Origin of the sequence: Streptomyces sp. NPDC048419 (assembly GCF_043200415.1) — a bacterium.
Classification (GTDB): domain Bacteria; phylum Actinomycetota; class Actinomycetes; order Streptomycetales; family Streptomycetaceae; genus Streptomyces.
The window spans coordinates 16,308-41,984 of sequence record NZ_JBICXT010000020.1 but is presented as its reverse complement, the minus strand read 5'-3'; the positions used below and the strand labels follow the sequence as shown (position 1 = coordinate 41,984).

Below are 25,677 nucleotides of genomic sequence, written 5' to 3'. Positions count from 1 at the left end.
TTCCGCCCTTCAACCTTCACACGAGCCGCACAAGTTGGCTAGTTTGGCGGTAGGCCACACGAGTTCCTCCGGCGCCCCGCCGGGACGTGCGGCCTCCGCCGAGTCCGGTGCGCCCTCGTGGCAGCCGGAGCCGGGGACCCAACCGAACGATGGGGTGAATCGGCCCAGCTGCCCACCAGGGCAACGGCCGTAGGGCATACCTTCCGGATCGACCGCCCGAACCCGACAGCTAACTCGGTAGGCGGAGATGGAAGGAGTACGGCTCCCATGGCGCCGGAACGATCGTCGCGCCCCGGAGGCCTCGGCCCCGGAATGCGCAACTCCGCTCTCGCGACCGCTGCGCTCACCTCGGTGGCCCTGTTCTCACAGACCGCCGACGCCGCACCGATCACAGGGGACGAGGGCCCCAGCCGCGAGGACGTCCAGCAGCGGGTGAGCAGCCTGTACGACCGGGCCGAGAGCGACACCGGTCTTCACAACATCACCCGGGCGCAGTCGGTGCCCCGGGGCCGCGCCGCCGGTGGCCGGGCCTCGGATCCCGATCTGGACAACATCGCCCGGCAGTGGTTCCGGGGGGCACGTTCGTCGCTGGGCCCGACGGTTCCGGCGATCCTGCCTACGGACCGGATGTCCGCCCAGCGCAGCGCGCCGGCCCGCCCGAAGGCGTCCGAGCGGCCCTCCGAGACGCGTGCCGCCGGAGCCGCCCGTGAGCTGGAGGCGCCCGCCCGGCCCGTGCTCGAACTGCCCGCCGCGGAGCCCCGCCGGCGTCCCGCGGCGGAGCTGACGGCCGGACCTACGGCCGCGCTGCCCGCCGTGCCGGCTCAGCGCCAGGAGACCGCGGTCCTGCCCGCGGCCCCGCAGGAGCCGAGGCAGGTGGTGCTGCGCCGCTCCAAGCAGGCCAACCAGCGCAAGATCGCGGCGGCCAGCGACCTGCTGTACCGGTACACCGCCCGGCAGACGTCCGTGGCCCCGCTGACGGCCGCCCAGCCCCAGGCCCTCCCGACCTGGCAGGACCCGGCGGAGCAGTCCCGCCGCGCCGCCGAGGAGGCGTGGCGGATGCAGCAGCCCAGCGTCCTGGACACGGGCGTACCCGCCGCCGAGGACTGGCGGATGCGGCAGCCCACCGTGCTCGACACGGGCGTACCCGCCGCCGAGGACTGGCGGATGCGGCAGCCCACCGTGCTCGACACGGGCGTACCCGCCGCCGAGGACTGGCGGATGCGGCAGCCCACCGTGCTCGACACGGGCGCGGCCATGTCCGACGAGGCGTGGCGCATACGGCTGCGGCAGCCCAGCGTCCTGGACACGGGCGTACCGGCCGCCGAGGAGTGGCGGATGCGGCAGCCCACCGTGCTCGACACGGCCATACCGGCCGCCGAGGACTGGCGGATGCGGCAGCCCTCCGTCCTGGACACCGGCATCCCGGCCGCCGTGGACTGGCGGATGGGGCAGCCCTCCGTCCTGGACACCGGCATCCCGGCCGCCGTGGACTGGCGGATGGGGCAGCCCAGCGTCCTCGACACCGGCATCCCCGCCGTCGAGACGCCCGTCGGCACCCAGGCGGACCGGGCCGTCGCCTTCGCCCGCGCGCAGATCGGCAGGCCGTGCCTGTGGGGTGCGGTGGGACCGGAGTCGTACGACAACGCGGGTCTCACCCAGGCCGCGTGGAAGGCCGCCGGGGTCGCGTTGCCGCGGAGCACGTCCGAGCAGGCGAGCACGGGCACGGTGATCCCGCTCGCCGAGAGCCGGCCCGGAGACCTGATCTTCTTCCACGACAACTTCAGCCACGTCGGCCTGTACACAGGCAACGGCATGATGATCCATGCGCCCGGCCCCGGTTCGGTCATCCGCGAGGAGTCGATCCACAACGCCGGGGAGGCGGCCATACGGATCGCCGTGCGCCCCGCGTAAAGACATGCGGCGGGCCGCCGGTCCCCCGCTCCGGCGGCCCGCACGGTGAGAGGATCTGAGATCGTCGCGGTTGCCCGTTGCAGTCTCGGGCAGCGCAGGGTGTCGCCGGTATGGGTACAACTGCGTAGACGGCGGACGAGCGGAGAGGCACGTGGGACAGGCGCGGGGTTCGGCGCACGAGCGCATGCTGACGGTGGCCGTCGCCGCGCTCAACGAACGTGATCCCGCGCGGCTTTGGCCGCTGCTGGCCAGTGCGCTGCCGGGGGTGTGCGGCGGCGAGACCCTGGTGTACAAGCTCGACGACTGGAACGAGGACGAGGGCACGGTGGGCATGCCGCCCGCTGTCGCCGCCGCGTTCGACGGGCTCGGGGAGGCCGATCTGGGCCTGCTGCGCGCGGGGTATCCGTTCTCGCACCACTACGCCGCCGGACCTGACAGGACGCCCCTCACCGCGCGCCGTAGCGCCGGTTCCGCCTGGTCGGCGAGCCCGAGTGCCCGCCTGATCCGCGACGTACTGGACGCGGACCATGTGCTGGCGATTCCGCTGCCCCGGACGACGACGCCGATCACCGGATGCATGGTCTACCGCTCCGGCGGAGACTTCACCGACGACCAGGTCCGAGCTGCCGAGCAGGTGCAGCCGCTGCTGGCGGCGGTCGAACAGCAGCGGCAGCTCCTGGAAGGCTGGCAGCGGTCGGCCGGGCCGGGCCCCGCTCGGGAACGGCCCGCGGACTGCGCCCTCACGCCCCGCGAACTGACCGTGCTGCTCCTGCTCGCCGACGCCCTGACCGCCGCCGCGATCGGCCGCCGGCTCGGCATCTCGGACCGTACGGTCCACAAGCACGTCGAGAAGATCTACCGCAAGCTCGGCACCCGGGATCGCATCAGCACCGTGCTACGGGCCCAGCGGCTCGGGCTGATCCCCACGCCGTGAGCGGTAGAGGTCCCGCAGCAGGGCGATCTCCGCGCCGTGGTGCAGGACTTCCTGGTTGACCCACCACACGATGTCGACGAACGGCTCCTCCGCGTCGCTGCCGTGCGGATAGGTGCAGTGGCCGATCGTGTCGAGCGCCGCGTCGCCGGCGCCGAGCAGCGCCTTACGCCAGGCGGTGACGGCGGCGTCGAAGGCGGCGACGGCCGCCGTCGCGTCGCCGCTGACCAGGTAGTCGTCCCGGGTGAGGCGGTGGCTGCCCGCCGTGTGGTCGGCGCGCAGGAACAGCATTTCGCTGAGGTGGCTCAGACGCCAAGCGATGGTGGTGAAGGGCGGCGGCCACGGGTGCGGGTAGGGCGCCGCGTCGCGCCCCCACTCCCCGTCGGCGCTGCCCGCCAGATGCGTCGCACACGCCCCGGGCCCGTCCACCCGCCGCCGCACCGACCAGCACTCCGGCACCGGCTCCCAGACGTACTCCTCACCGATCAGCGGCACGACTCCGGTGTCCGACCCGTCACCGCTGTCCATCAACGGCCCCGCCATACGGTGTGCCATCCGCCGGCAGGCGAAGTCGAACTGGTCCAGCAACGGCGTGAGGCGAGATGCGGTCACTGAGGCTCCCCTGGCGAACTCGGCGACGTACGGCGCCGACCGACGGGCTAGCCTGGCACGACCGGCGCGCCACCCGCCCCTCGATTACCGCTGCCAGGGAGTCGGCCATGAACCTGAAGCCGAACCGCTCCATTCCTTCGTCGACCGTGATTCCGGTCCTGATCTATCCCGACGTGCGCGCGGCGGTCGCGTGGCTCGGCGTGGCCTTCGGGTTCGCCGAGCGGGTGCGGATCGGTGAGGACCACCGCGCCCAACTCGCCTTCGGGGACGGCGCCGTGATCGTCGGGGACACCCATGGCGAACGTAGGCCCCCGCGTCCCGGCGAGGTCACGCACTCGGTGACGGTACGGGTGGACGACGTGCGCGCCCACTGCGCGCGGGCGCGGGAACACGGTGCGCGGATCGTCATGGAGCCGACCGACTTCGAGTACGGGGAGCGCCAGTACACGGCCGAGGACCTGGCCGGACATCAGTGGACGTTCTCGGAGACCCTCGCGGACGTCGCTCCGGAGCAATGGGGTGGGCAGACGGTCTCGGGCGGCTGACGCTGTCAGGCTCGGCGGGCGTAGGACGTGAGGCGGTCGGCGAGCGCGCCGACGAGGTCACGCAGTTCGTCGGGGCGCTCGATGACGAATGGCCGGTCGAGTGCGGCGAGCAACGGAGGCAGCCAGTCGAGCCGCTCCGCCCGCAGCTCGACGCGCAGCCAGCGCTCGGTGGCCTGGTCCTCGCCCGCCCGGTCCTCGCCCGCCCGGTCCTCCCCCGCCACGGGCGCGTGTTCCTCCAGGGTCGCGACGCCGGCGGGAAGGTGGGCGCGGATCTGCCCGACGGTCCCGTGGATCCGCAAGGTCACCTCGTGCCGGTACTCGGCCGTGGCGAACGCCGACAGCACGCGCTGTGCCGGATCGAGATCCGCGGGCGCTTCGAATGAGCCGGGCAGGGTCCTGGCGTCCGCGATGCGGTCGAGCCGGAAGGTTCGGTCCTCGTCGATCCGGGCGTCCTTGCCCGTGACGTACCACCGGCCCGCATGGGCGACGATTCCGTAAGGGTGCAGCGGGCGTTCGCTGAGCCGTCCGCCGCGGTCGGTGTAGCGGATCGAGACCGGCCGGCGGTGGCGTACCGCATCGGCGAGGGTGAGCAGGACATCGGCGTCCGGGGTGTCGAAATCACCGGGCCGATCCGTGAACGCGAGAGCGTCCAGGAAGGTGTCGAGCCGACGGGCGATGTGCTTGGGCAGCACCCGCCGGATCTTCGCCGCTGCCGTCTCGCTCGCCGTGCGCTCCGTCGTCGTCAGCCCTGTCCGGCGGCCGGCGACCAGGCCGAGCAGCACGGCCAGCGCCTCGTCGTCGCTGAGCATGAGCGGGGGCAGGCGGTATCCGGGGCCGAGCCGGTATCCGCCGTAGCGGCCGCGCACCGATTCCACGGGTACGTCCAGGTCGATCAGATGGTCCACGTACCGCCGCACGGTGCGCCCTTCGACGCCGAGGCGGTCGGCGAGTTCGGCCACCGTGCGGGTGCCGCCCGACTGCAGCAGCTCCAGAAGTGTCAGTACGCGGCCGGTGGGTCGAGGCATGTTCGCAGCCTAGCGCCGATACAGGACCGATTCTGTCCTCTATTTCTCCTAGCCTGCTGAGTGCACGCCCGCAGAAAGGCCGGGCAGACCCGGCACAGCCAAGGAGATCCCCATGAACTTCGTCTCGATCCGCATCATCACCGCTGACGTGGCACGCCTCGTCGAGTTCTACGAGCGCGCCACAGGCGTGCAAGCGGTGTGGGCCACCGAGGACTTCGCCGAACTCAGGACCTCGGGCGCCACCCTGGCGATCGCCGGCACCCGCACCGTCCCGCTGTTCGCCCCGGGCTCGGCCCGCCCGGCGCACAACCACAGCGTGATCACCGAGTTCCTCGTCGACGACGTGGACCGCGTGCACCGGAACCTGTCCGGCTTCGTCAGCGACTTCGTCACCGAGCCCACCACGATGCCCTGGGGCAACCGGTCGCTGCTGTTCCGCGACCCCGATGGCAACCTGGTCAACTTCTTCACCCCCGTCACCCCGGCGGCCGTGGCGAAGTTCGCACGCTGACGCCCCGCGCTGCCGTTCACGCGGGAGAACTGGGATCCCGGGGCTCAGCCCTGCCCGGTCCCCGGCCCCACCCCGCCCTGCAGACGCTCCAGGTCCGACGGCCGTACCTGGATCACCACCACCGCGATCAGCGCGGCGACCACGGCGAAGATCGCGGCCATGACGAAGGCGGCCGAGACGCCGGAGGTGAGGACGTGGTCGGAGTAGGGGGACGGCAGCCGGCCGGTGCGGCGGAAGTGGAGCCGTTCGAGCGGGGTCGCCTGGGCCAGGAAGCGGGGGATCTGCTTGTGCGCCTCGTTCGTGCTGGCCGTGCCGAACATCGTCACCAGGATGGACAGGCCCAGTGAACCGCCCACCTGCTGCGTGGCGTTGAGGAGCCCGGAGGCCGCGCCGGTCTCCCGGACGGTGACGTTGGAGAGCGCCATGATCGTGAGGGACACGAACTGCATGCCCATGCCGAGACCGAAGACGAGGATCGGCCCGAGGATGCTGCCCGCATAGGTGGAGTCGACGTCGGTGAGGGTCAGCCAGGCCAGACCCGCCGCCGCGAGGATGGCGCCCACCACCATGAAGGGCTTGGGGCCGAATCTGGGCAGGAACTTCGAGGCGAGCGCCGCGCCGACGGCGATCACCGCGCTGACCGGCAGGAAGGCCAGCCCCGCCTCCAGCGGGCTGAAGCCGAGCACGTCCTGCACGAAGAGCGTGAGGAAGAAGAACATGCCGAAGATCGCGGCGGCGAGGCTCAGCATGATCCCGTACGTGCCTGCGCGGTTGCGGTCGGCGAACATGTGCAGCGGCGTGATGGGCTGCCGGGAGCGCCGCTCGATCAGGATGAACGCGGCCAGTACGACGACCGCCCCGGCGAACGAGGCGAGCGTGAGCGCGTCGCGCCAGCCCTCCTGCGCGGCTCTGATGAAGCCGTAGACCAGCAGCACCATGCCGACGGTGGAGGTCAGCGCGCCGGCGATGTCGAAGTGGCCGGCGTGGCGTTCGGACTCCTTGATGAAGCGGGGTGCGGCCAGGGCGATGAGCACGCCGATGGGCACGTTGACGAACAGCACCCAGCGCCAGTTCAGCCACTCGACGATCATCCCGCCCGCGAGCAGCCCGATGGCGCCGCCTCCGGAGGAGACCGCGGCGAACACGCCGAACGCACGGTTGCGTTCCGGGCCTTCGCGGAAGGTCGTGCTGATCAGGGCGAGTGAGGTCGGCGAGGCGATGGCGCCGCCCACGCCCTGCAGGGCGCGTGCGGCCAGGAGTTGGCCGGAGGTCTGCGCGAAGCCGCCCAGCAGGGAGGCCAGGGCGAAGAGCAGCACGCCGAAGATGAACACCCGCCGCCGGCCCAGGATGTCGCCGGTGCGGCCGCCGAGGAGCAGCAGGCCGCCGAAGGTGAGGGTGTAGGCGTTGACCACCCAGGACAGGCTCGTGGTGGAGAAGTCCAGGGCGCTCTGGATGTGCGGCAGCGCGATGTTCACGATGGTGATGTCGAGGACCACCATCAGCTGACACGAGGCGATGACCAGCAGCGCCATGGCGTTTCCGCCGCCGCCCGGTTCCCTGGCGGTGGCCTGTGCTGCGGGGCTTGGCTGCGGGCTGCTGCTCATGGTGCGTGCGCTCTCAGTGAACGGTGCCGTCCACTGACCGACCGTACGCTCCCCCCGTGGCCCTCACCACTCGGCCGGAGAATCTACGCTCGCAGCGGTGCAGGAGGTCCCGCTCGCGAGCGGGACCCGCCTCGCTCAGGTACGGGTGTCTTCAGGTACGGGTCTTGTGGGTCATCGCGAACTCGTCGGCCTCCGGCAGGTCGAAGTCGCCGTGATCGCTGCCCAGCCCCTGCGCCACCAGTGCCGCCGCGGCGCTGCCCAGGACGGCGGCCTCGCGCGGGGTGCGGCCCAGGCTGATGCCGCGCAGGAAGCCGGCCGAGAAGGCGTCGCCGCAACCGGTGGTGTCGACGACGTCCACGTCGAAGGCGGGGACGGTCTCGGTGCCGTGGGGCGTGACCAGGAGCGCGCCGTCGCCGCCTCGGGTGACGGCGACGAGGCCGGCCCCCGCGGCCAGGAACTTCTTCGCGCCGGTGACGAGGTCCTCCTCCTCGCTGAAACCGAGGACCTGGTCGTCGTTGGGCAGCAGGAAGTCGACGTGGGGCAGCAGCGGCTCGATCTGGTCGTAGGTGCCCAGTTCGCCGGGGGCGAGGAGATCGACGGAGGTGACCACGTCGTGCTCCTTGGCGTGCGCCAGGATGCGCGCGGCGACGTCGGCGCCGATGAGTTCGGGGCCGCCGAGGTGGAGATGGGTGGACTCGGCGACGGCGTCCCAGGGCACGTCGTCGAGGCCGTAGGTGATGTTGGCGCCCAGCAGGTGGAGGGTGGGGCGGTCGCCGTTGGGGCGGATGGGCAGGACGGTCGCGGACGTTGAGGTGTCGACGCGGCGCACGAGCAACTCGGTGTCGATGCCCGCCCGGTCGAGGAGCTGGATGAGCAGGTCGCCGGTCGGGTCGGTGCCGATCGCGCCCGTGGTGCGCACCGAGGCGCCGAGTTTGGCGAGGGTGAGCGCGGTGCCGGCGGCCGTGCCGGCGGCGGTCATCCGGATGTCGTCCACGAGGGTGGCGCCCTGGCCCTCGGGTATCTCCTCCACCGGCCGTACCAGCACGTCCAGTACGTGCACGCCCATCGTGACGACCTTCATCGGGTTCCCTCCTGCGCGGGTGGTACGGGGTGGGTGGTGCCGTAGTCGCGGGCGATCGCGGCCTCGATGACCGCGAGTTGCTGCGCCTCGTCGAGGGCCCGGGGCGTGCCGAAGGCGGCGGCGTGCTGGTAGACGCCACAGGCCCACTCCAGGAGCAGGGCGTGCTCGACGGCCTTGTCCAGGGTCGGGGCGTGGGTGACCGCGCCGTGGTTGGCCATCAGGGCGGCGCCGCGTCCCTCGAGCGCGGCGAGCACCGACTCGGCCAGTTCGGGGGTGCCGAAGGTGGCGTACGGTGCGACCCGGACGCTACCGCCCACGGCGAGCAACTGATAGTGGACGCACGGCAGTTCATCGAGCACGCAGGAGAGCGCGGTGGCCATCGGGGCATGGGTGTGAACGACCGCGCAGGTGCCGTAGCGCCGGTACACGCCGAGGTGCAGGTCGAGTTCGGAGGTGGGTTGCAGGCTTCCGTCGACGATCGTGCCGTCGAGGTCGACCACGGTCACCTGGTCCTCGGTGAGTTGGGCGAGCACCGCTCCGGTGGCGGTGATGGCGACCTGCTCCCCCACGCGCACGCTGACGTTCCCGGCCGTGCCGACGAGCAGGCCCTCGGCTCCCAGCCGGCGGCAGGCTTCGGCCACTGCGGCCCGCTCCTTGCCCAGCACCGCGCTTGAGTCGCCCATGTGCGGGAACCTAACCGAAAGGTGAAACAAAGTCACGTTCAGATTCGGAGGTTGTTTCGTGAGGGAGCCGACCACCGCACCCCTGCGCCGCACCCCCCAACAGGCGCGCAGCAAGGCCCGGTTGGCCCGGGTCCTCAAGGCCGCCGAGCGGGTCCTGATCGCGGAGGGCGTCGAGGCGCTCACCACGACCCGCGTCGCCGCGGAGGCGAAGGTCTCGGTCGGCTCGTTGTACCAGTATCTGCCCGACCGTGAGGCGATCATCGACGCCCTCGCGGCCGGATACTTCGCCAGACTCGAAGCCACCATGGACGCGTTCGTGCAGGCCGCCTCCGCAGGGCGCTGGGAGGACCCGGTCGGCGTGCTCGTCGACGAGTTCGCCGGGATCTACCGCACCGAACACGGCTTCCGCGCCCTGTGGTTCGGCAGCGGCCTGACCGAGCGGACCCGGGCCGCGGACCGCGCGCACAAGCGCCGCATGGCCGACGGCATCCGCCGCATCCTCCTCGCCCTCGGCCTCGCCCGCGACGACGAACGGCTCGCCCGGTCCTGCCTCGCCGCGATCCTGACCGCGGACGCCCTCGCCCAGGAGGCCTTCCGCCGCGACGCGACGGGCGACGCGGGCGTCCTGGACGAGGCGAAGGTCATGCTGCGGGGGTATCTCACGGCGATCGCCGGGCGCGGTTAAGCCCGCCCGGCGATCGCACCCGCACGCCAGGCGTCGGAGCCCCGACTCGCGGCCGCCGCCGGTCTCCTTCTCGCCACCCAGGCGCGGCCGATCTCCGCGCCGGACGTGCCGATGTTGACGTTGGCGAGTGGCTTCCTCAAGGGTGGGAGACGGGGGTGCGTGGCGCGTCAGACCACGTGGGCTTCGGGGCGGATCTGGGCGTCGGTGCGGAAGCGGTCGGCGCTGAGCGGGGACACGTCGACGAAGGGTTCGCGTTCAAGGTGCAGATCGCGAAGGATCTCGCCGACGGCGGGGCCCTGGAGGAAGCCGTGGCCGGAGAACCCGGTGGCGTAGAGGAAGTTGACGAGTTCGCGGGAGCGTCCGATGAGGGCGTTGTGGTCGGGGGTGATCTCGTAGAGGCCGGCCCAGCCGTCGACAGTCCTCATGTCGGCCAGTTCCGGGGCCCGTTGCCGTACGGCGTCGCGGAACAGCTCCAGCCACTCCGAGGTCCAGGTGGTGTCGAAGCCGTCGGGCTGGCGGGGGTCGGCGAGGCCGAACAGCAGGCCGTCGTCGCTGTTGTGGAAGTAGGCCGTCGAGGCGAAGTCGATGGTGAAGGGGATGCGGGGTGCCGGGGGCACGAGCCGTTCGGTGAAGGCCAGTTGACGGCGTACCGGCCGCACCGGCAGGTGGATGCCGACCATGTCGCCGATCTGCGCCGACCAGGCGCCCGCCGCACAGATCACGGTGGAGCAGTCAATACGGCCGCGGTCGGTGTGGACGGCCGTGACGCGGTCGCCCACGGTGTCGATGCCGGTGACGGTGGTGTGCGTGGCGAAGGTGACCCCGGCCCGGGCGGCGGCGTCGGCGTAGCCCTGGACGACCAGACGGGGGCGGGTGTGACCGTCTGTCGGCGAGAAGGCGGCGGCCACCAGTCCGTCGGTGCTGACGTAGGGGCACAGGCGGCGGGCCTCGTCCGGGGTGATCATGCGGGTGGGGACGTCCAGCGCGTTCTGGGTTCTGACGCTGGCCTCGAACTCCGTGGCCTGCTGATCACTGGTGAGCAGGAAGAGGTAGCCGACCGTGTCGAGGCGGATGTCGGCGCCTGGGCGGTGCGGGAAGTCCTCGTAGGCGCGCAGACTGCGGCTGCCCAGTTCGATGTTGAGCGGGTCGGAGAACTGGGCGCGGATCCCGCCGATCGGTTTGCCCGAACTGCCGCAGGCCAGTTCACCGCGCTCGACCACGACGACGTCGGTGACCCCCGCCTCGGCGAGGTGGAACGCGGCACTGGCGCCCATCACGCCACCGCCGATGATCACGACACCTGCGGTCGGCGGAACGGAGCGGAAGGTGGATGAGGAGGACACGGGCCGTCCCTTCCTCTCTGCAGGCGACGGGACGCTGATCGGCTGTCTGTCCGTCATGGTGACGCAACCCGACCTTTGACGTCCATGAACAGTTGCCGTCCATGGAGGCGGCCATCGGCGCGCTGCGTGCGAGTCTGCTCGGCGGGCTCGACCCGGAGGCCGGTCCGCCGCGTTCCGTCCTGCCGGTGCAGCAGGGGCAGTTGCCGCTCATGCCCGCCGAGTGGGACTCCTACCTCGGGGTCAAGGTGGTGACCGTGGCACCCGGCGACGCCGCACACGGACGACGCCGCATCCAGGGCAACTACCTCTTGCTGGACGGCGAGACCCTCACCCCGCTGGCCCTGCTCGACGGCAACGCGCTCACCTCCGTGCACACCGCGGCGGTCTCGGCCGTGGCCGCCGACGCGCTCGCCGAACCGGACGCGGGCAGGCTGGTGGTGTTCGGTACGGGGCCGCAGGCGCACGCGCACGTCGAGGCGCTGCGGTGCGTCCGGCCGGTCGGGGACGTCGTGGTCGTCGGCCGGGACGCCGAGCGCACGCGCGCGTTCGCGAAGGACGTCGGGGCACGCGTCGGCGGCGCGGACGACGTGGCACGCGCCGACCTCGTGGCCTGCTGCACCACGGCGCGCGCCACCTTGTTCGACGGTTGGCTGCTGCCCGCGACGGCGACCGTGGTGGCCGTCGGGTCGCACGAGCCGGACGCCCCTGAGGTCGACGATACGAGTGTTCGTCGTTGCACGGTGGTGGTCGAGTCGGCGTCGGCAGCGCTGCGCGAGGCAGGGGACGTCGTGCTGGCCGTGCAGGCGGGCGCCCTCGATCCCGGCACGCTCGTGGGTCTCGCCGACCTGGTGCAGGGCAAGGCCCAACTCCCGCCGGGACAACCGCGGTTGTTCAAGAGCGTGGGGATGGCCTGGCAGGACCTGGTGGTCGCCGCGGCCCACTACGAGGCGCATGACGGGGACGGTCGGCCGAGGACCGTGTCCGCGCGCAGCCGCGCTGTGGCGCATCAGCCGGGCACGTCCATCCGCTGCGTGCCGATGACCGACAGCAGCCGTAGCGCCTCCTCGGACGGGGAGCCGGACGCGGCGGTGTAGATGACCACGCGCTGGTCGCGGTCGGTGATGTCGAGGACGTCGCAGTTGACGGTGACGTGGCCGACGAGGGGGTGCTCGAAGGTCTTGCAGAGGGTGGGTGTGGCGGCCACCTCGTGGGCGGCCCACAGCCGGGCGAACTCCTCGCTGCCGGCGCGCAGTTCGGCGACCAGCCCGGTCACCTCGGGATCGTCGGGGTAGCGGGCCGCGACGGCGCGCAGATGCTGCGCCGAGGACCGGACGAACTCCTCCGCGTCCGAGACGCCGTAGAGCCGCTTGTCCTTCTGGTGCGGGCCGAGGAAGGCGCGTCGGACGAGGTTGCGGTCGCGGCGGGAGAGGGCGGAGAAGTCCTCCATCAGGGCGGCGGCCAGGTCGTTCCAGGCGATGACCTCGTAGGTCGCCGAGACGACGATGGCCGCCGCGTCCGGCAGCCGGTGCAGCAGGTCGACGACGCTCTGCCGTACCTCCCGCGAGGGGCCGGGCCGGGGGCCCGGCGGGACGCCTGCGAGGTGGTGGAGGTGGTCGCGTTCGGTCTCCGACAGGCGCAGGGCGCGGGCGAGCTGGGCCAGCACCTCGCGCGAGGGGTGCGGGCCGCGGGCCTGCTCCAGGCGGGTGTAGTACTCGGTCGAGATGTAGGCCAGCTGCGCCACCTCCTCGCGGCGCAGGCCCGGGGTGCGGCGGCGCGGCCCGGCGGGCAGGCCCACGTCGGCGGGGGTGATGCGCTCGCGCCGGCTGCGCAGGAAGTCGGCCAGTTCACGTCGGTCCACGTCTCAAGTGTGCGGGGACGGCGAAACCGCAGCCAGGTACTGCCGGTGCCTGGATGAGCCGGGTGGCCGGGCACAGGCTCGTCGGCATGGATACGACCACTGCAAAGACCCCCTCCACCACGGCCCGCGGCCTCCTCGCCGGAAAGGTCGCCTTCATCACCGGTGCCGGGCGCGGCATCGGTGCCGCCGCGGCGCGGCTGTTCGCCCGGGAGGGCGCCCGGGTGCTGCTCGCGGCGCGTACGGAGTCCCAGCTCAAGGCGGTGGCGGAGGAGATCCGGGCGGCCGGCGGCACGGCGGACCACGTGCGCTGCGACCTGGCCGACCCGGAGAGCGTGCGCGCGGCCGTCCACCGGACGGTGGAGCTGTACGGCCGGCTCGACGTCGCCTTCAACAACGGCGCCACGATCCAGCAGCCGGGCCCGATGGAGGAGCTCCCGGAGGCCGACTTCGACCATGTCCTCGCGGTCAACCTGAAGGGGCCGTGGCTGGCGATGCGCGCCGAGGTCGCCGCCATCCGGGCCACCGCGGGCCGCGGGGCGATCGTCAACACGTCCAGCGTCGGCAGCTTGATGGCCAATCCCTGGCTGCCGGTGTACGGCGCGGCGAAGCGGGCGGTCAACAGCCTCACGGCGTCGGCCGCGGCCACCTACGGCCCCGAGGGCATCCGCGTGAACGCGATCGCTCCCGGCACCACGCTCACCGAGATGATCGACGAGTGGGAGGCGAGCTCCCCCGGCATCGTCGGCGAGCTCACGGCCCAGACCCCGCTGGGCCGCGCCGCCGAACCGTCGGAGATCGCGGAGGCCGCCGCCTGGCTCCTGTCCGACCGCGCCTCCTTCGTCAACGGCGCGGTGCTCAGCGTGGACGGCGGGATCCGGGCCTGAGCGTGTCCTGACGTGCCGGCGCGGACCCACGCCGAAGCGGTCGGCCGAGCGAGTCAGGTGGCGGGGCCGGCGGGCGGCGCACCGGTGACCGCGGCGCGGTAGAGGGCGCGAGTGGCGGTGCTGAAGGAGGCGCTGTAGGACACCTGGGGGGTGTTGCCGCCGGTGTGGTAGCCGCCGATGACGCCGATCACCGCCCAGCCGCCCGACCACGGCACCAGCATGGGCCCGCCGCTCGTCCCGCCCACGAAGGCGTCGCAGGCGATGCGCAGGAAGGTGCCCGGGTCGGCCGGGTCGTCGCTCGACCACTTGGTGGTCCAGCTCCAGCACCCCAGCGGCTTCGCCGCGCCGCCCGGATACCCGATCATCCGGACCGGGGCGTGGAAGTACCCGGTGTCGGTGAGGAGTTGGACCCCGCCGGTCACGTCCTCAAGTCGCTTGCCGTGTTCGTTGGGCTCGGTGACCGCGAAGCCGAAGTCGTACGCCGCTCCCGCGTGCTCACCGAGGTCGTAGTACTCCTGCGCGACATAGACGCCGTTGTCCTTCACCGCGAAGACGCCGAACGGCTTCAGGCCGTCGTGGTACTGCGGCACGAACGCCAGGTGGCGCTTGGGGGAGGTTCCGGAGTACCCCTTGAGGCAGTGCCCCGCGCTGAGCACCAGGTCGCGGCCGGGGCTGCGCACCACGGAGCCGCTGCATGTGCGACCCATGCCGTTGGCGTCGGTCCAGAAGAACGTGCCGGCCTGCGGGATGCCGTCGAAGCTGCGGCTCGGCGGGATGTGCTCGCCGGGCCGGGGCCCGTCCGCCGCGGGCCCTGCCTCGCCGGTCCCGTCCGCGTCGAAGGGGAGCGCGGCCGTCATCCTGGCCGAGGTCCAGTACGTCTCCAGCTCAGGTGCTACCGAATGGCCGGCGGCCGGTGCTTTGGCGTGGGCGGCCGGTGCGAGCCCGGTACCCAGCATCAGCGCGGCCGCAAACGGGGCGGCGTATCGGAGGACTCTTATCCTTCGCACTGTCACTCCCCATCCAGAAAGACACATTGGCATGCCCATCGTCGACGGCCGGCGGTTGACGCGCAGGGAGATCGCCAAAGTGGCTGGATCATCGACGCACGAGCTCCGTGACCGTTCCCGGAGGCCAGGGAGATGTTTCCCCCGGGCCGGAACGGCCGAACTCCGCTTCAGCCGCTGCACTGAACGCCGGTGAAAGCTGAGCCGGAGGCCGTGTTCCGAGGGGCCCGACCCGGCCGGTGTCAGCCGAGCGCCTCCCCCAGCGCGGCCTCGAAGGTCGGGTGCTCGAAGGTGAAGCCGGACTCCAGCAGGCGTGTGGGCAGCACGCGTTGGCTCATCAGGATGCCGTCGGTGAATTCGCCGAGGGCCAGCCGGATCGCGGAGTCCGGGACGGTCGGCAGGGTGGGGCGGTGCAGTGTCTTGCCGACGGTGGCGGTGATGTCCCGGTTGGTTTCCGGGTGCGGGCTGGTCAGGTTGACCGGGCCACCGACCGAGTCGGTGTCGACGAGGTGGCGCGGGGCGCGGACCGTGTCAGGGAGCGAGATGAAGCCCCAGTACTGCCGGCCGCTGCCGAGGCGTCCGCCGAGCCCCGCTCGGGCCAGGGGCAGCAGTCGGCCCATGGCTCCGCCCTGCGCCGTGACGACGACGCCGAAGCGAGGGTTGGCGACGCGTGTGCCGGCCGTCCGCGCGCCCTTGGCGGCGGCTTCCCAGTCCCGGCACACGCCGGCCAGGAAGTCGTGCCCGGCGCCGGCCGATTCGTCCACCTCGTCCGTTCCGGTCTCGCCGTGGTATCCGACGGCGGACCCCGACACGAACACCGCCGGCGGCTTCTCGCAGGCGCCGATCGCGGCGGCGAGGGCGCCGGTGGTCGCCGGCCACACGGTCACGTCTCCGAGGCCGAGTATGCGTTGATCGCCGTGGTGGTCCGCCGCTCGGTCGCTGGCCAGGTGCGTGGGCGCGTGAGTGCGGCCCAGGCGCTCGGTCCAGGCCTCGAACCGGTCGCACACCGGCAGGTCGACGGTCCGCAGGAACGATTCGTCCAGCACGGCGGTCGTCAATCACACAGGTCTGAGGGGGCGTTGTGGCCGGCCGTTGCTCAAGGGGAGAGGAACTCCGACAGCCCGGCCAGGAGCCGGTCGACGTCGTCCGCGTTGTTGTAGGGGGCGAGACCGATGCGCAGGCCGCCGGTGTCGCCGAGGCCGAGGTGGCGGGAGGCTTCGATGGCGTAGAAGGAACCCGCCGGGGCGTGGACACCGCGGTTCGCGAGGAAGCCGTACGCGTCCGTCGTGGAGCGGCCCTCGAAGGTCAGCAGCACGGTGGGGGTGCGGTCGGCCGCCCGGGAGTGGATCACGATGCCGTCGAGCGCGGACAGGCCCTTGTCGATCTGGGTGCGCAGGCTGTCCTCGTGGCCTTCCAGCGCCGCGAAGGCCGCCGTCAGGCGCTCGCGCCGTGTTCCCGTGGCGCTCGGGTCGAGGCCGGCGAGGAAGTCGACCGCGGCGGCGGTGCCCGCGAGGAACTCGTAGGGCAGCGTGCCCAGTTCGAAGCGCTCGGGGACCACGTCGGTGGACGGCAGGAGCTTGTCCGGGTGCAGCGTTTCCAGCAACTCCGGGCGGGCGGCGAGGACTCCGTGGTGGGGGCCGAGGAACTTGTAGGCGGAGCAGACGAAGAAGTCGGCGCCGAGGCGTTCGAGGTCGACCAGCGTGTGGGCGGCGTGGTGGACGCCGTCGACGTGGCAGAGCGCTCCCGCCTCGTGCGCCAGGCGGGCGATCTCGGCGACCGGGGGACGCGTGCCGATCAGGTTGGAGGCGGCCGTGACGGCGACCAGCCGGGTGCGCTCGGACAGTACGGCGCCGATGTCGTCGGCGGTCAGCTCTCCGGTCGCGGGGTCGAAGTCGGCCCAGCGCACGGTCGCACCGGCCTGTTCGGCGGCCTGCACCCAGGGGCGGATGTTGGCGTCGTGGTCGAGGCGTGTGACGACGACCTCGTCGCCGGGCCGCCACGTCTTGGCGAGGGTGCGGGAGAAGTCGTAGGTGAGCTGGGTGGCACTGCGGCCGAACACGATCCCCGCCGGGTTCGCTCCCAGCAGGTCGGCCATGGCCGCGCGGGCGCCGGTGACGATGGCGTCGGCGTTGCGCTCCCCCGGCACGGTCTGTCCCCGGTTCGACAGGGGCTTGGACATGGCGTCGGCGATGGCGCGGATGACGGGCTGCGGGGTCTGGGTGCCGCCCGGGCCGTCGAAGTGCGCCGTTCCGGCGGCGAGGGCGGGGAACTGGGAGCGAATGGCGGTGATGTCGTACGTCACGAGAGAGCTCCTGTGAGTGCCGGGCCGGAGCAATGATCGTGCGTGATCAGCGGCGGGTGTGGCAACCATGCGTGCCGGGCGCCTGACCTCGGGCCGGCCCTTGCGGAGCCGCTCGCGCGGGGACGGCCCGGTGGAGGACCTTTGGGGCCGGCTTGGTCGAAGACCCTTGGGTCCGGCCCCGGCCGAGGATCCGTGGAATCAGTCTTGCTGCCGCCTTCCGACGCGAGTTGCGGCACACCACATAGCCGGATCGCTGGCGGCTGGTCTCGGGTCGTTGAGGACGGCGAGGACGGCGAGGACCGGGCCCCAGCACATGCTGACGGTGTCCGTCAGCCAGGGGCCTGTGAGAGTTCTTTGCGGAGCGCGTCCGGGGCGTTCGGATGAATGCGCGCTGGGGGGCGGCGTGGCGCTGCGGGCAAAGACTGGGACGGACTTACCTAGGACGCATGTTTATCCGGACGGGCCGAACTGCCCTGCTCAGCATCGCGATGGTCGTCTCTGCCTGCGCGGCGGCCTCCCTGCCACCGGTTGCCGCGGCGGCCGTACCGATTCCCAGGGAGTCGGCCGCCGCGCCACAGCCCTGGAAAGCGACCGCGGCGAAACTGGACCGGGTGATCAAGCAGACGGCCACCGACGCCGGTGTCCCTGGAGTGATCGTGGGCGTCTGGAAGCCTGGACAACCGCGCTACGTGCGGGCTTTCGGCGTCCGGGACACGCGCGACTGCGCCCCGATGCGAACCGACCTGAACATGCGGATCGGCAGCGAGACCAAGACCTTCACCGTCACCGCGCTGCTCCAGCTCGTCGACCGCGGCAAGGTCGGCCTGGACGACCCGATCTCCGCGTACGTCGACGGAGTGCCCGACGGAGAGCACATCACGCTGCGTCAGCTCGCGAACATGCGCAGCGGCCTGTTCGCCTACACCAAGGACCCGGGCTTCCAGCACCTGCTGGCGACCAAGCCGCATCGCCAGTGGTCGCCGAGTGAGCTGCTCAGCATCGCCTTCGAGCACCCCAACCAGTTCCCCCCCGGCACGCAGTTCGACTACTCCAACACCAACACCGTGCTGCTCGGCCTGGTCATCGAGAAGGTCACCCACCGCCCCTTGAGGGACGTGATCCGAGACCTGATCACGCGGCCGAGCGGCCTGAACCACACCTTCCTGCCGAAGGCGGCGGAGTTCCCACGGCCGCACGCCCACGGCTACACCGACCAGACGCCGGACGGCAGGGTGGCGGACGCCACGGACTTCAACCCCAGCTGGGGCTGGGCAGCCGGCGCGATGATCTCGGACCTCGACGACATGCGCTCCTGGGCGAAGAACGTCGCGACAGGCGGACTGCTGACCCCGCAGACCCAGGCGGAGCGCCTCGACGCGCAGCCCACCGGCGCGCCGGGTGACGCCTACGGGCTGGGCATCGACATCAACCACGGGTGGATCGGCCACGCGGGCTCCCTGCCCGGCTACCAGAGCCTGACGGTCTACCTGCCCGCTCAGAAGGCGACGATGGTGATCCTGCTCAACACCGACATCCCCTCGAACAACGAGAATCCCAGCACCCTGCTCGGCCGGGCCATCACCCAGGTGGTCAGCCCCGGCAACGTCTACGGCGACGCGTCCGACCAGAACTGACACACGCCCAAGGTGACGCGGGGGGGGCGTTGCCGCGCAGTCTTTCTTGCAGCCACACGGCCCAGTGCCACCACACGTGCCGCTCGGAGCAACCCACAGGGTCCTGCAGTCCCTCTTGGAACCGGCCCGGTCGAGAATCCGTGAGTCCGGTCCGGTCGAAGACCTTGAGGTCCGGCCCGGACGAAAATCCCTGGCAGGTCGGGAGCGGGCGGCGTTACGATCTCCGCGATGACTACCCACTCTGCTGTCAGATTGGGGGACCCGTCCGCGCAAGGTGAGTGCTGATGCTCACCCACACCGCGAACGGGGATTCCCGCCTCTCCTTCTGGCTGCGCGTGCGCGAGTTCGCCGTGCCGCCCTCCATGATCGACACCGCGACCACCCGCCGCCGCGTCGGCGACTGGGCCGGGGCCTGCGCCGCCGCAGGCGTCGATGTCGACCTGAATCTTCGGTCCTTGGCGCGCAGTCACGGCCGAGCGCTTGCGTCCCGAGTCCGTTCGGATCTACGGCAGTTGGCGCCCGACCTGTTGCGCTGGCACATGCCGAGGGTCGCTCCCGACGGGCTGCTGCGCCCGGGGCTGACCATCGCTCTGGCCCGCTACGACGCCGAAGGACACGACGGTTTCGGGCCGGTGCACCTCGTCGTCCGTACGCCGCCGGCCTGGGCGGACGCCGGGCAGCGGATCAGCCTCGCCCTGTGGGACGGAACCAACACCGAGGACCGCGCCCGGCGTCACCCGCACCCGCATCCCAGCGGGCGGTTCCGGCTCGACCTGCACCGGCATCTGTGGGACGCGAGCAGGGCCGGCGAGTTGCGGGCCCGCTCCGGGGCCGACCGGCCGGACGTCGCCAACAGCCTCGTACTGGATGAGGAGTTGCTGGAGCGCATGCCGCACGGGCACCGCTGTGCGCTCGACCGGTGGGCCGCCGAAGCGGGGATCCTGCTGCGCGCCGAAGGGCGGCGGCACGGGCCCGCCTCTTCTGTCCTCGTGCGGCTCGGGGGCCGGCATCGGCTGGTTCTGGATCTGTCGGGTGCGGGGCAGTCCCCCGCCGTACGGCTCGCGGACCGTGCCAAGTCCCCGCACGGGCACGGCTCCGCGCTGCCGGTTCTTCCCGATGCGGCGACCTGGGTTCCGCCCGATCTGGAGCTGGTGCGTGCCGGTGCGCTCGCGGCCGACCGGCTGCATCCGCTGGTCGCCGCAGCGCTCGTGCCCGACCATGTGCCGCACTCCGACGTCCCGCGTTGCACCCAACGGCCGAACCAGCCAAGGACGGTGGACTGCCGTGGCGCTCGGCATCGCATCGGCCTGGTCGACGGGGTGCTGGCAGCGCTGGACCACGATCCCGACGAGATCCGGCGGGAGGAGCTGCTGGTCGCGCTGACCGGTACCCCGCTCCCCTGCCTGCAGGCGATCGACGAGGCCCATCGCCGGCCGGACTGCCTCACCGGGGTCCGCGAGCGCCTGGATCACGGCGACATCGCCGGGGCGCTGTCCGTCGTCGAGGGTCTGCTCGGCCCCGGCGCGCATCTGCGCGACGGCCCGCTGCGCGACGAGCTGGAGGCGGCCGCGCAACGGCGCATCACCTACGGCCTGTTCCGGGCAGGCCTGATCGGCGCCGCCCGCGGGCCCGCCCGCCTGCGTCCCGGCGACGCCCCCCGCAGCCAGGAGCACCTGTCACATCCGCGCCACGCTTCCCGGCGCTGACCCGGCGCTGTCCCGGCGCCCTCCTTGCGCTGACCCGGCGCTGTCTCTACGCCCCCCTGCACCGCCCGCCTTCTACATACCCAAGGTGATCACCCATGCCTGCTCCGACCCATGTTCCCGCCGCCCAACTCGACGTCGCTGCCCAGTTGTTGACCCTGCTGGGCGACACAGCCACCGAACCACGGCCCGACAGTCAGCTGGAGGCCCTGACGTTGGCCGTGGCCGCCGATCTGCCCGTGCTGCTGTGGGGTGAGCCGGGGATCGGCAAGACCGCGGCCCTCACGCAGCTCGCCGAGTCCCTGGATCTGCCGCTGACCACGGTGATCGCCAGCGTGCACGAGCCGTCCGACTTCTCGGGGCTGCCCGTCGTCGGGGACGACCCGGCGGAACAGGGTGTGCCGATGGCCCCGCCGGACTGGGCGGTTCGCCTGGTGCGGGCCGGGCGGGGCCTGCTGTTCCTGGACGAACTGTCCACGGCGCCGCCCGCGGTACAGGCCGCCCTCCTGCGCCTCGTGCTGGAACGGCGGATCGGCGCCCTGCGGCTGCCGCCCGAGGTGCGCATCGTGGCCGCGGCCAATCCGCGGTCCTCGGCGGCCGACGGCTGGGAGCTGAGTCCGCCGCTGGCCAACCGGTTCGTCCACTTGCAGTGGACCCACGACCACGAGGTCGTGCTCCGTGGCCTCGGCGGCACCTGGCCCCGGGCCGCGATGCCCCAGCTCTCCCCCGCCAAGCTGCCGGAGGCGGTGGACTTCGCCCGCCGCGCGGTGCGCGGGCTGCTGACCGCGCGCCCCAAGCTCGTACACCAGCTGCCCACCAACGAGACCCGCAGGGGCGGCCCTTGGCCCTCCCCTCGCAGCTGGGAGATGACACTGCGCCTGATCGCCTTCGCGACCGCGGCCGGGTCCTCCCGCGAGGTGCTCTCCTTGCTCGTGCGGGGCACCGTGGGCGACGGCCCCGGGCTCGAACTGCTCACCAGCATCGACCGGTTGGACCTCCCGGATCCCGAGACACTGCTCGCCGACCCGGCGGGCGCCGAGCTGCCCGAGCGCGGCGATCTGCGCCAGGCCGTGCTCGACGGTGTGGTGGCAGCCGTCCGCAACCGCCCGGACAGGTCCCGCTGGGACGCGGCGTGGGCGCTTCTGGTCCGCGCGCTGGAGACCGGGGCCCCGGACCTGGTGGTCGTCCCCGCGACCACGCTCGCCACGCTGCGCCGCGAGGACTGGGACGTACCGGAGCGGATCGAGCGGCTCGCCGGTGTGGTGTCCGTGTCCCGTAGGGCGGACCGGGCGCGGGCCGCACTCACGGCGAAGGCGGGCCGATGAGCGCGGACGTACCGGAGGAATCCGCGAGGCCTGAGGCACCCGCCGTATCCGGAACGCCGACCGGACCCGCGGCACCGGCCGTATCCGAGACGCCGGCCGTATCCGAGACGCCGGCCGTATCCAAGGCGCCGACCGGACCCGAGATACCGACCGCAGCCGAGACGCCCACCAGACCCGCAGCACCGGCCGCACCAGGCCCCCTCGAACTCGACCTCGACAAGCTCTTCGCCGCCCGCCTCTACGCCGCCCGGGCCCGGCCCTACCTGGCGACCGCACTGTTCGCCCTGCACACCGTCGAGTCCCGGCACGTGCCGACGATGGCCGTCGACCGGCACTGGCGGTGCTACGTCTCGCCGGCGTTCGTGGACCGGATGCCGGTGGAGGAACTGGCGGGTGTGTGGGTGCACGAGGTGTCGCACCTGCTGCGTGACCATCACGGGCGCAGCGACCGGGTCGCCCGTGAGCGCGGGCTGAACGGCCCCGGCGAGCGGCTGCGGATGAACATCGCCGCGGACTGCGAGATCAACGACGACATCTACGGCGACGGGCTGGTCAGGCCCGAAGGCGCGGTGGCGCCAACGGCGTTGGGGCTGTCCGAAGGCGAGCTGATGGAGGACTACCTGCGCCAGTTCACGCTCGGCGCGCGAACGCTGAGCATGGCCTGGCTGGACTGCGGCAGCGGCGCCGACGGGCGGGAGCGGGGGTGGGATCTCGGTCCGGACGGTGCGCACGGTCTGAGCAAGCACGAACAGGACGCGGTGCGGTTCCGGGTGGCGCAGGGCATCAAGGGTCGTCCGGGGGATGCACCGCAGGGGTGGCGGCGGTGGGCCGAGGAGGCGTTCCATCCGCCGCAGCCTTGGCGGGAGTTGCTGGGAGCGGCGGTACGTGCGGCGGCCTCGGCTCCCGGCGCGGGCGAGGACTACAGCTATGGCCGGCCCTCGCGACGGGCGGCCGGTCTGCCCGGTGTCGTGCTGCCGAGCCTGCGGCGCAGACCGCCGCGGGTGTCGGTGGTGATCGACACGTCCGGGTCGGTCAGCGACGCCGAACTGGGCAGTGCGCTGCTGGAGGTCGCCGCGATCTCCCGTGCCGTGGGCGGCCGTCGGGATCTGGTCACGGTGGTGCCGTGCGACGCGTCGGCCCGCATCGCGCACCCGCTGTGCCGTGGCGAGGGGATACCGCTGATGGGCGGCGGCGGCACGGACCTGCGTACAGGATTCGCGAAGGCGCTGAGCACCCGCCCCGATGTCGTCGTGGTGCTCACGGACGGCCAGACCCCGTGGCCGTCCACGCGACCGGCGTGCCGGACGGTGGTGGGCCTGTTCCCCCGGGGGCGCGCGGGCTGGACCGAGGACGACCCGGACTACGTACCGGACAGGCCGCCCGCGTGGGCCCGGGTGGTCGAGATCGGCTAGGCGCCCGCGCAGCCTGCGCCCCATGCGCCCCTCGCGCCCTGGCGCCCTGGCGCCCTCGCACCCTCGCACCCTGGCGCCCTGGCGCCCTGGCGCCCTGGCGCCCTCGCACCTGCACCGCTCCCTCAATACTGGGCATCCCATTGACTGCCGTTGAAAAACTGCCCTACATTCGCAGCGATTCCCGGCGTCACCATCCCCCCTCATCTCTCGCAAACCGCCCAAAGGGGAACCCACGTGTCCACCGAAGCGCGCACTCAACCGGATTCCACCGCCGTCGGCTCGTCGCCCGGCGGTCTGCCCGTCGGCACACTGGTCGCCGGCTGCTTCGCGGTCTGTCTCGCGCAGATCGCGCTGGCCATGCCGGCCACCCTGAACGGGCTCTTCCAGGAGGACCTGCATCCCGTCGGCTCGCAACTGACCTGGATCTCGGACGCGTTCCTGCTCCCGGTGTCCGTCCTGGAGCTGACCTTCGGCGTCCTGGGCGACCTCTTCGGGCGCAAGCGTCTGCTGGTCGGCGGCGGTGGGCTGCTCGTGGTCGGCGAGGCGCTCGCGGCCGCCGCGACCGGCATCCACATGCTCTGGGTGGGCCAGGCCATCGCGGGCCTGGGCGCGGCGGCGCTGTTCCCGACCTCGCTCGCGATGATCGCCGCGGGCACGCACTCGGCCAAGGACCGCGCCCGCACCATCACGATCTGGGCCGCAGCCCTGTCCAGCGGCGGCTTCGTCGCCCCCGTGCTGGGCGGCATCACCGGCAACTACGGTTCCTGGCGCTGGGCCTTCGTCGTGGTGACGGGCCTGGCCCTGGTCAGCACCGTGCTCAGCCAACTGCTGGCGCACAACTCCAGTGCTCCGCAGGGGCGTTCACTCGACCTGGCCGGCCAGATCACCGTCGGCGTAGGCATGTTCGCCCTGCTGTACGCGGTCATCCAGGGCCCGGCGGACGGCTGGACCGCGACACCGGTGGTGATGGCCTACGTCGTCGCCGCGGTGTTCATCGCCCTGTTCGTCGTGGCCGAGCACCGGGCCGCCTCGCCGTTGCTGCGGCTCGACCTGTTCAAGAACCGGGCGTTCGCGGTGGCGTCGTTCGTCGCGGTGGTCGGCATGTTCAGCTACCTCGGCACGGCGTACGCGACCAGCATCCGGCTGGGCCCGATCCAGCACCAGAGCCCGCTGCGCGGCTCGTTCGCCTTCATCCTGCTCAACGCCTGGGCGCTGCTGCTGATGCCGGTGATCTCCCGGCTGCTGGAGAAGGTCAGCCCCCGGTGGGTCCTCGGCGCCGGCCTGGCACTCATGGCGGCGGGCGACTTCCTCGCCGCCACCCTGTCCGTCCACGACCGCGCCCTGACCTCGCTGATCCTCCCGATCGGCCTGGTCGGCATCGGCTTCGCGCTCACGGTCTCCTCGATCACGGCCACCGCCGTGAACACGGTGGAGGTCCACTACGCGGGCATGGCCAGCGCCTCCACCAGCCTGCTGCGCGACTTCGGTTTCACGCTCGGGCCGGCCGTCATCGGCGCGATCGCGCTGAGCCGCGCGGCGGACGAGTTCACGTCGAAGCTGGCCGCCTCCGGCCTCTCGGCCGAGGCCAAGGCGGCCGCGGGCCAGGTACTGGCGGAGGGCGGCCCCCTCGCCGCCAACTCGGTGCCGCCGTCGTCCCCTCCCGGCGGCGCGGTCCCCATCGCCCTGGAGACGCTCGGCAACGGCTACGCGATCGGCTACGTCGTCTGCGGCGCCGCCGCCCTGGCCTGCTGCCTCCTGAGCGTGGTCGCGCTGCGCGGGAAGGGTGACAGCGACGCCACCGTGGGTATCGAGGAGGACGCGCGGGAACAGCCCGCGGCCACATGAACAACAGCCGTCGAATATCGCTCCAGCATTTGAGCAATTTGCAGAACGAGTGACCATTTCGGGGATTCCCGAGGGAGCGTGTAACACGGCAGCGGGTCGCGCGCGCTGACATACAGGCACAGTGACGCGCCAGATTGGAAATCCAGTGAGCAATTACGACCCGGGGCCCGGGTACCAGACCTACGGCCGCCCGCCCGAGCCCTCCCCCCATCAGGAACCCGCCCCACGCCGCTACGAGCCCAGGCAGTCCGCCGGCCGCAGAACCGGCCTGCTCATCCACACGATCGCCGACATCGCGGCCGCCTTCCTGGGCCTGTGGATCGTCCTGTACCTGCTAGACGCCAACAGGGACAACGTTTTCGTCGAATTTGTGCACTCCGTGGCGAACGGACTGGCCTGGTGGTCACAGGACATTTTCACCATGGACACAGAAAGCCTTCGCGTTCTCCTCAATTTCGGTCTGCCGGCGGTGATTTATCTCGCGGTCGGTCACGGCATCTCGGCGCGACTCAGCCGTGTCTGACAGAATTTTCCGGATTGGCCCGCGCGACATGATTGAGGACCTGACACAGTGACACCCGAAACATCCGGAAACGATCACCTGCCGGTCTACGAGAGCCTGCTCCGTGAGCGCGGTGACGTCGTGGCGGAGGCACGCGTGGCGGCGGCACACATGCAGCACCAGGCGCCGCAGCCGGCGCTCCACCACGACCAGGTTCCGCCGGGACCTCACCACTCCCAGCATCAGGCGGGACCCCAGCAGCCTCAGCACCAGTAAG

The 25,677-nt window shown here is 72.0% G+C and carries 23 protein-coding genes and 1 riboswitch; of the genes, 13 read left to right on the top strand and 10 right to left on the bottom strand.

All coding sequences use genetic code 11. From position 1 onward, the window contains the following. Nucleotides 1-86: 86 nt before the first annotated feature. A riboswitch (cyclic di-AMP (ydaO/yuaA leader) is annotated at nt 87-259 on the top strand. 8 nt (nt 260-267) lie between these two features. Together ACGFYN_RS33625 and ACGFYN_RS33620 are read left to right on the top strand one after the other, a co-directional pair. Then, nucleotides 268-1,911, top strand: coding sequence for an NlpC/P60 family protein (locus tag ACGFYN_RS33625; RefSeq protein WP_393869707.1), 1,644 nt, complete (start codon nt 268-270; stop codon nt 1,909-1,911). A gap of 184 nt (nt 1,912-2,095) precedes the next feature. Continuing rightward, entirely contained in the window at nt 2,096-2,845 is a 750-nt protein-coding gene (locus ACGFYN_RS33620) for a LuxR C-terminal-related transcriptional regulator (RefSeq protein WP_393869825.1), read from the top strand. Here ACGFYN_RS33620 and ACGFYN_RS33615 read toward each other — a convergent pair. Then, complete coding sequence (locus tag ACGFYN_RS33615; RefSeq protein ID WP_393869824.1) at nt 2,807-3,397, bottom strand: DinB family protein; 591 nt, start codon at nt 3,395-3,397, stop codon at nt 2,807-2,809. The genes ACGFYN_RS33620 and ACGFYN_RS33615 overlap by 39 nt on opposite strands. Before the next feature lie 164 nt (nt 3,398-3,561). Here ACGFYN_RS33615 and ACGFYN_RS33610 point away from each other — a divergent pair, with 164 nt between their 5' ends. After that, on the top strand, nt 3,562-3,999 hold the full coding sequence (locus ACGFYN_RS33610) for a VOC family protein (RefSeq protein WP_393869706.1): 438 nt from the start codon (nt 3,562-3,564) through the stop codon (nt 3,997-3,999). Between the two features lie 5 nt (nt 4,000-4,004). Here ACGFYN_RS33610 and ACGFYN_RS33605 read toward each other — a convergent pair whose 3' ends face one another. Further along, nucleotides 4,005-5,024, bottom strand: a complete 1,020-nt coding sequence (locus ACGFYN_RS33605; protein WP_393869705.1) for a helix-turn-helix transcriptional regulator — start codon at nt 5,022-5,024, stop codon at nt 4,005-4,007. A gap of 112 nt (nt 5,025-5,136) precedes the next feature. Here ACGFYN_RS33605 and ACGFYN_RS33600 point away from each other — a divergent pair, with 112 nt between their 5' ends. After that, nucleotides 5,137-5,535: a VOC family protein gene (locus ACGFYN_RS33600; RefSeq protein ID WP_393869704.1), complete on the top strand. Its 399-nt coding sequence runs from the start codon at nt 5,137-5,139 to the stop codon at nt 5,533-5,535. Between the two features lie 44 nt (nt 5,536-5,579). Here ACGFYN_RS33600 and ACGFYN_RS33595 read toward each other — a convergent pair whose 3' ends face one another. From ACGFYN_RS33595 to ACGFYN_RS33585, 3 genes are all read right to left on the bottom strand, one after another. After that, the gene (locus ACGFYN_RS33595) at nt 5,580-7,139 is read right to left on the bottom strand and encodes an MFS transporter (protein WP_393869703.1); all 1,560 of its coding nucleotides are present in this window, start codon (nt 7,137-7,139) and stop codon (nt 5,580-5,582) included. A gap of 151 nt (nt 7,140-7,290) precedes the next feature. Continuing rightward, nucleotides 7,291-8,220 (bottom strand): carbohydrate kinase family protein, encoded by a 930-nt coding sequence (locus tag ACGFYN_RS33590; RefSeq protein WP_393869702.1) that lies wholly within the window; start codon nt 8,218-8,220, stop codon nt 7,291-7,293. Next, the gene (locus ACGFYN_RS33585) at nt 8,217-8,903 is read right to left on the bottom strand and encodes a class II aldolase/adducin family protein (protein WP_393869701.1); all 687 of its coding nucleotides are present in this window, start codon (nt 8,901-8,903) and stop codon (nt 8,217-8,219) included. The genes ACGFYN_RS33590 and ACGFYN_RS33585 overlap by 4 nt, the downstream gene beginning before the upstream one ends. A gap of 58 nt (nt 8,904-8,961) precedes the next feature. Between ACGFYN_RS33585 and ACGFYN_RS33580 the strand changes: the two genes are divergently transcribed. Next, complete coding sequence (locus ACGFYN_RS33580; protein WP_393869700.1) at nt 8,962-9,588, top strand: TetR family transcriptional regulator; 627 nt, start codon at nt 8,962-8,964, stop codon at nt 9,586-9,588. 167 nt (nt 9,589-9,755) lie between these two features. On the opposite strand, the gene ACGFYN_RS33575 is transcribed toward ACGFYN_RS33580, so the two are convergent. Further along, entirely contained in the window at nt 9,756-10,931 is a 1,176-nt protein-coding gene (locus tag ACGFYN_RS33575) for an NAD(P)/FAD-dependent oxidoreductase (RefSeq protein WP_393869699.1), read from the bottom strand. A gap of 101 nt (nt 10,932-11,032) precedes the next feature. Here ACGFYN_RS33575 and ACGFYN_RS33570 point away from each other — a divergent pair, with 101 nt between their 5' ends. Next, nucleotides 11,033-12,025 (top strand): ornithine cyclodeaminase family protein, encoded by a 993-nt coding sequence (locus ACGFYN_RS33570; RefSeq protein WP_393869698.1) that lies wholly within the window; start codon nt 11,033-11,035, stop codon nt 12,023-12,025. Here ACGFYN_RS33570 and ACGFYN_RS33565 read toward each other — a convergent pair. Further along, nucleotides 11,938-12,789 carry a helix-turn-helix transcriptional regulator gene (locus ACGFYN_RS33565; protein ID WP_393869697.1) on the bottom strand — a complete coding sequence of 284 codons (852 nt, stop codon included), beginning with the start codon at nt 12,787-12,789 and terminating at the stop codon, nt 11,938-11,940. The two genes, ACGFYN_RS33570 and ACGFYN_RS33565, sit on opposite strands and share 88 nt — an antisense overlap. A gap of 53 nt (nt 12,790-12,842) precedes the next feature. On the opposite strand from ACGFYN_RS33565, the gene ACGFYN_RS33560 reads away from it, so the two are divergent. Then, nucleotides 12,843-13,673, top strand: a complete 831-nt coding sequence (locus ACGFYN_RS33560) for an SDR family NAD(P)-dependent oxidoreductase (RefSeq protein ID WP_393869696.1) — start codon at nt 12,843-12,845, stop codon at nt 13,671-13,673. Between the two features lie 53 nt (nt 13,674-13,726). Here the strand turns inward: ACGFYN_RS33560 and ACGFYN_RS33555 are convergent, their stop codons facing one another. The 3 genes from ACGFYN_RS33555 to ACGFYN_RS33545 form a co-directional block, all read right to left on the bottom strand. Further along, nucleotides 13,727-14,629 carry a trypsin-like serine peptidase gene (locus ACGFYN_RS33555; protein WP_393869695.1) on the bottom strand — a complete coding sequence of 301 codons (903 nt, stop codon included), beginning with the start codon at nt 14,627-14,629 and terminating at the stop codon, nt 13,727-13,729. A 290-nt stretch (nt 14,630-14,919) separates the two neighbouring features. Continuing rightward, the gene (locus tag ACGFYN_RS33550; protein WP_393869694.1) at nt 14,920-15,735 is read right to left on the bottom strand and encodes a TIGR01777 family oxidoreductase; all 816 of its coding nucleotides are present in this window, start codon (nt 15,733-15,735) and stop codon (nt 14,920-14,922) included. Nucleotides 15,736-15,773: 38 nt separating this feature from the next. After that, nucleotides 15,774-16,979, bottom strand: a complete 1,206-nt coding sequence (locus ACGFYN_RS33545) for a cysteine desulfurase-like protein (RefSeq protein WP_393869693.1) — start codon at nt 16,977-16,979, stop codon at nt 15,774-15,776. Nucleotides 16,980-17,425: 446 nt separating this feature from the next. Here ACGFYN_RS33545 and ACGFYN_RS33540 point away from each other — a divergent pair, with 446 nt between their 5' ends. From ACGFYN_RS33540 to ACGFYN_RS33515, 6 genes are all read left to right on the top strand, one after another. Continuing rightward, a complete protein-coding gene (locus ACGFYN_RS33540; protein ID WP_393869692.1) occupies nt 17,426-18,613 on the top strand; it encodes a serine hydrolase domain-containing protein in 1,188 nt (395 codons plus the stop codon). 284 nt (nt 18,614-18,897) lie between these two features. Next, the gene (locus ACGFYN_RS33535) at nt 18,898-20,319 is read left to right on the top strand and encodes a hypothetical protein (protein WP_393869691.1); all 1,422 of its coding nucleotides are present in this window, start codon (nt 18,898-18,900) and stop codon (nt 20,317-20,319) included. Nucleotides 20,320-20,414: 95 nt separating this feature from the next. Further along, nucleotides 20,415-21,641 carry an AAA family ATPase gene (locus tag ACGFYN_RS33530; RefSeq protein ID WP_393869690.1) on the top strand — a complete coding sequence of 409 codons (1,227 nt, stop codon included), beginning with the start codon at nt 20,415-20,417 and terminating at the stop codon, nt 21,639-21,641. Beyond that, complete coding sequence (locus ACGFYN_RS33525; protein ID WP_393869689.1) at nt 21,638-23,053, top strand: VWA-like domain-containing protein; 1,416 nt, start codon at nt 21,638-21,640, stop codon at nt 23,051-23,053. The genes ACGFYN_RS33530 and ACGFYN_RS33525 overlap by 4 nt, the downstream gene beginning before the upstream one ends. A gap of 234 nt (nt 23,054-23,287) precedes the next feature. Then, nucleotides 23,288-24,898: an MFS transporter gene (locus tag ACGFYN_RS33520; protein WP_393869688.1), complete on the top strand. Its 1,611-nt coding sequence runs from the start codon at nt 23,288-23,290 to the stop codon at nt 24,896-24,898. Between the two features lie 145 nt (nt 24,899-25,043). Further along, nucleotides 25,044-25,421, top strand: coding sequence for a hypothetical protein (locus ACGFYN_RS33515; RefSeq protein ID WP_393869687.1), 378 nt, complete (start codon nt 25,044-25,046; stop codon nt 25,419-25,421). Nucleotides 25,422-25,677 lie beyond the last annotated feature (256 nt).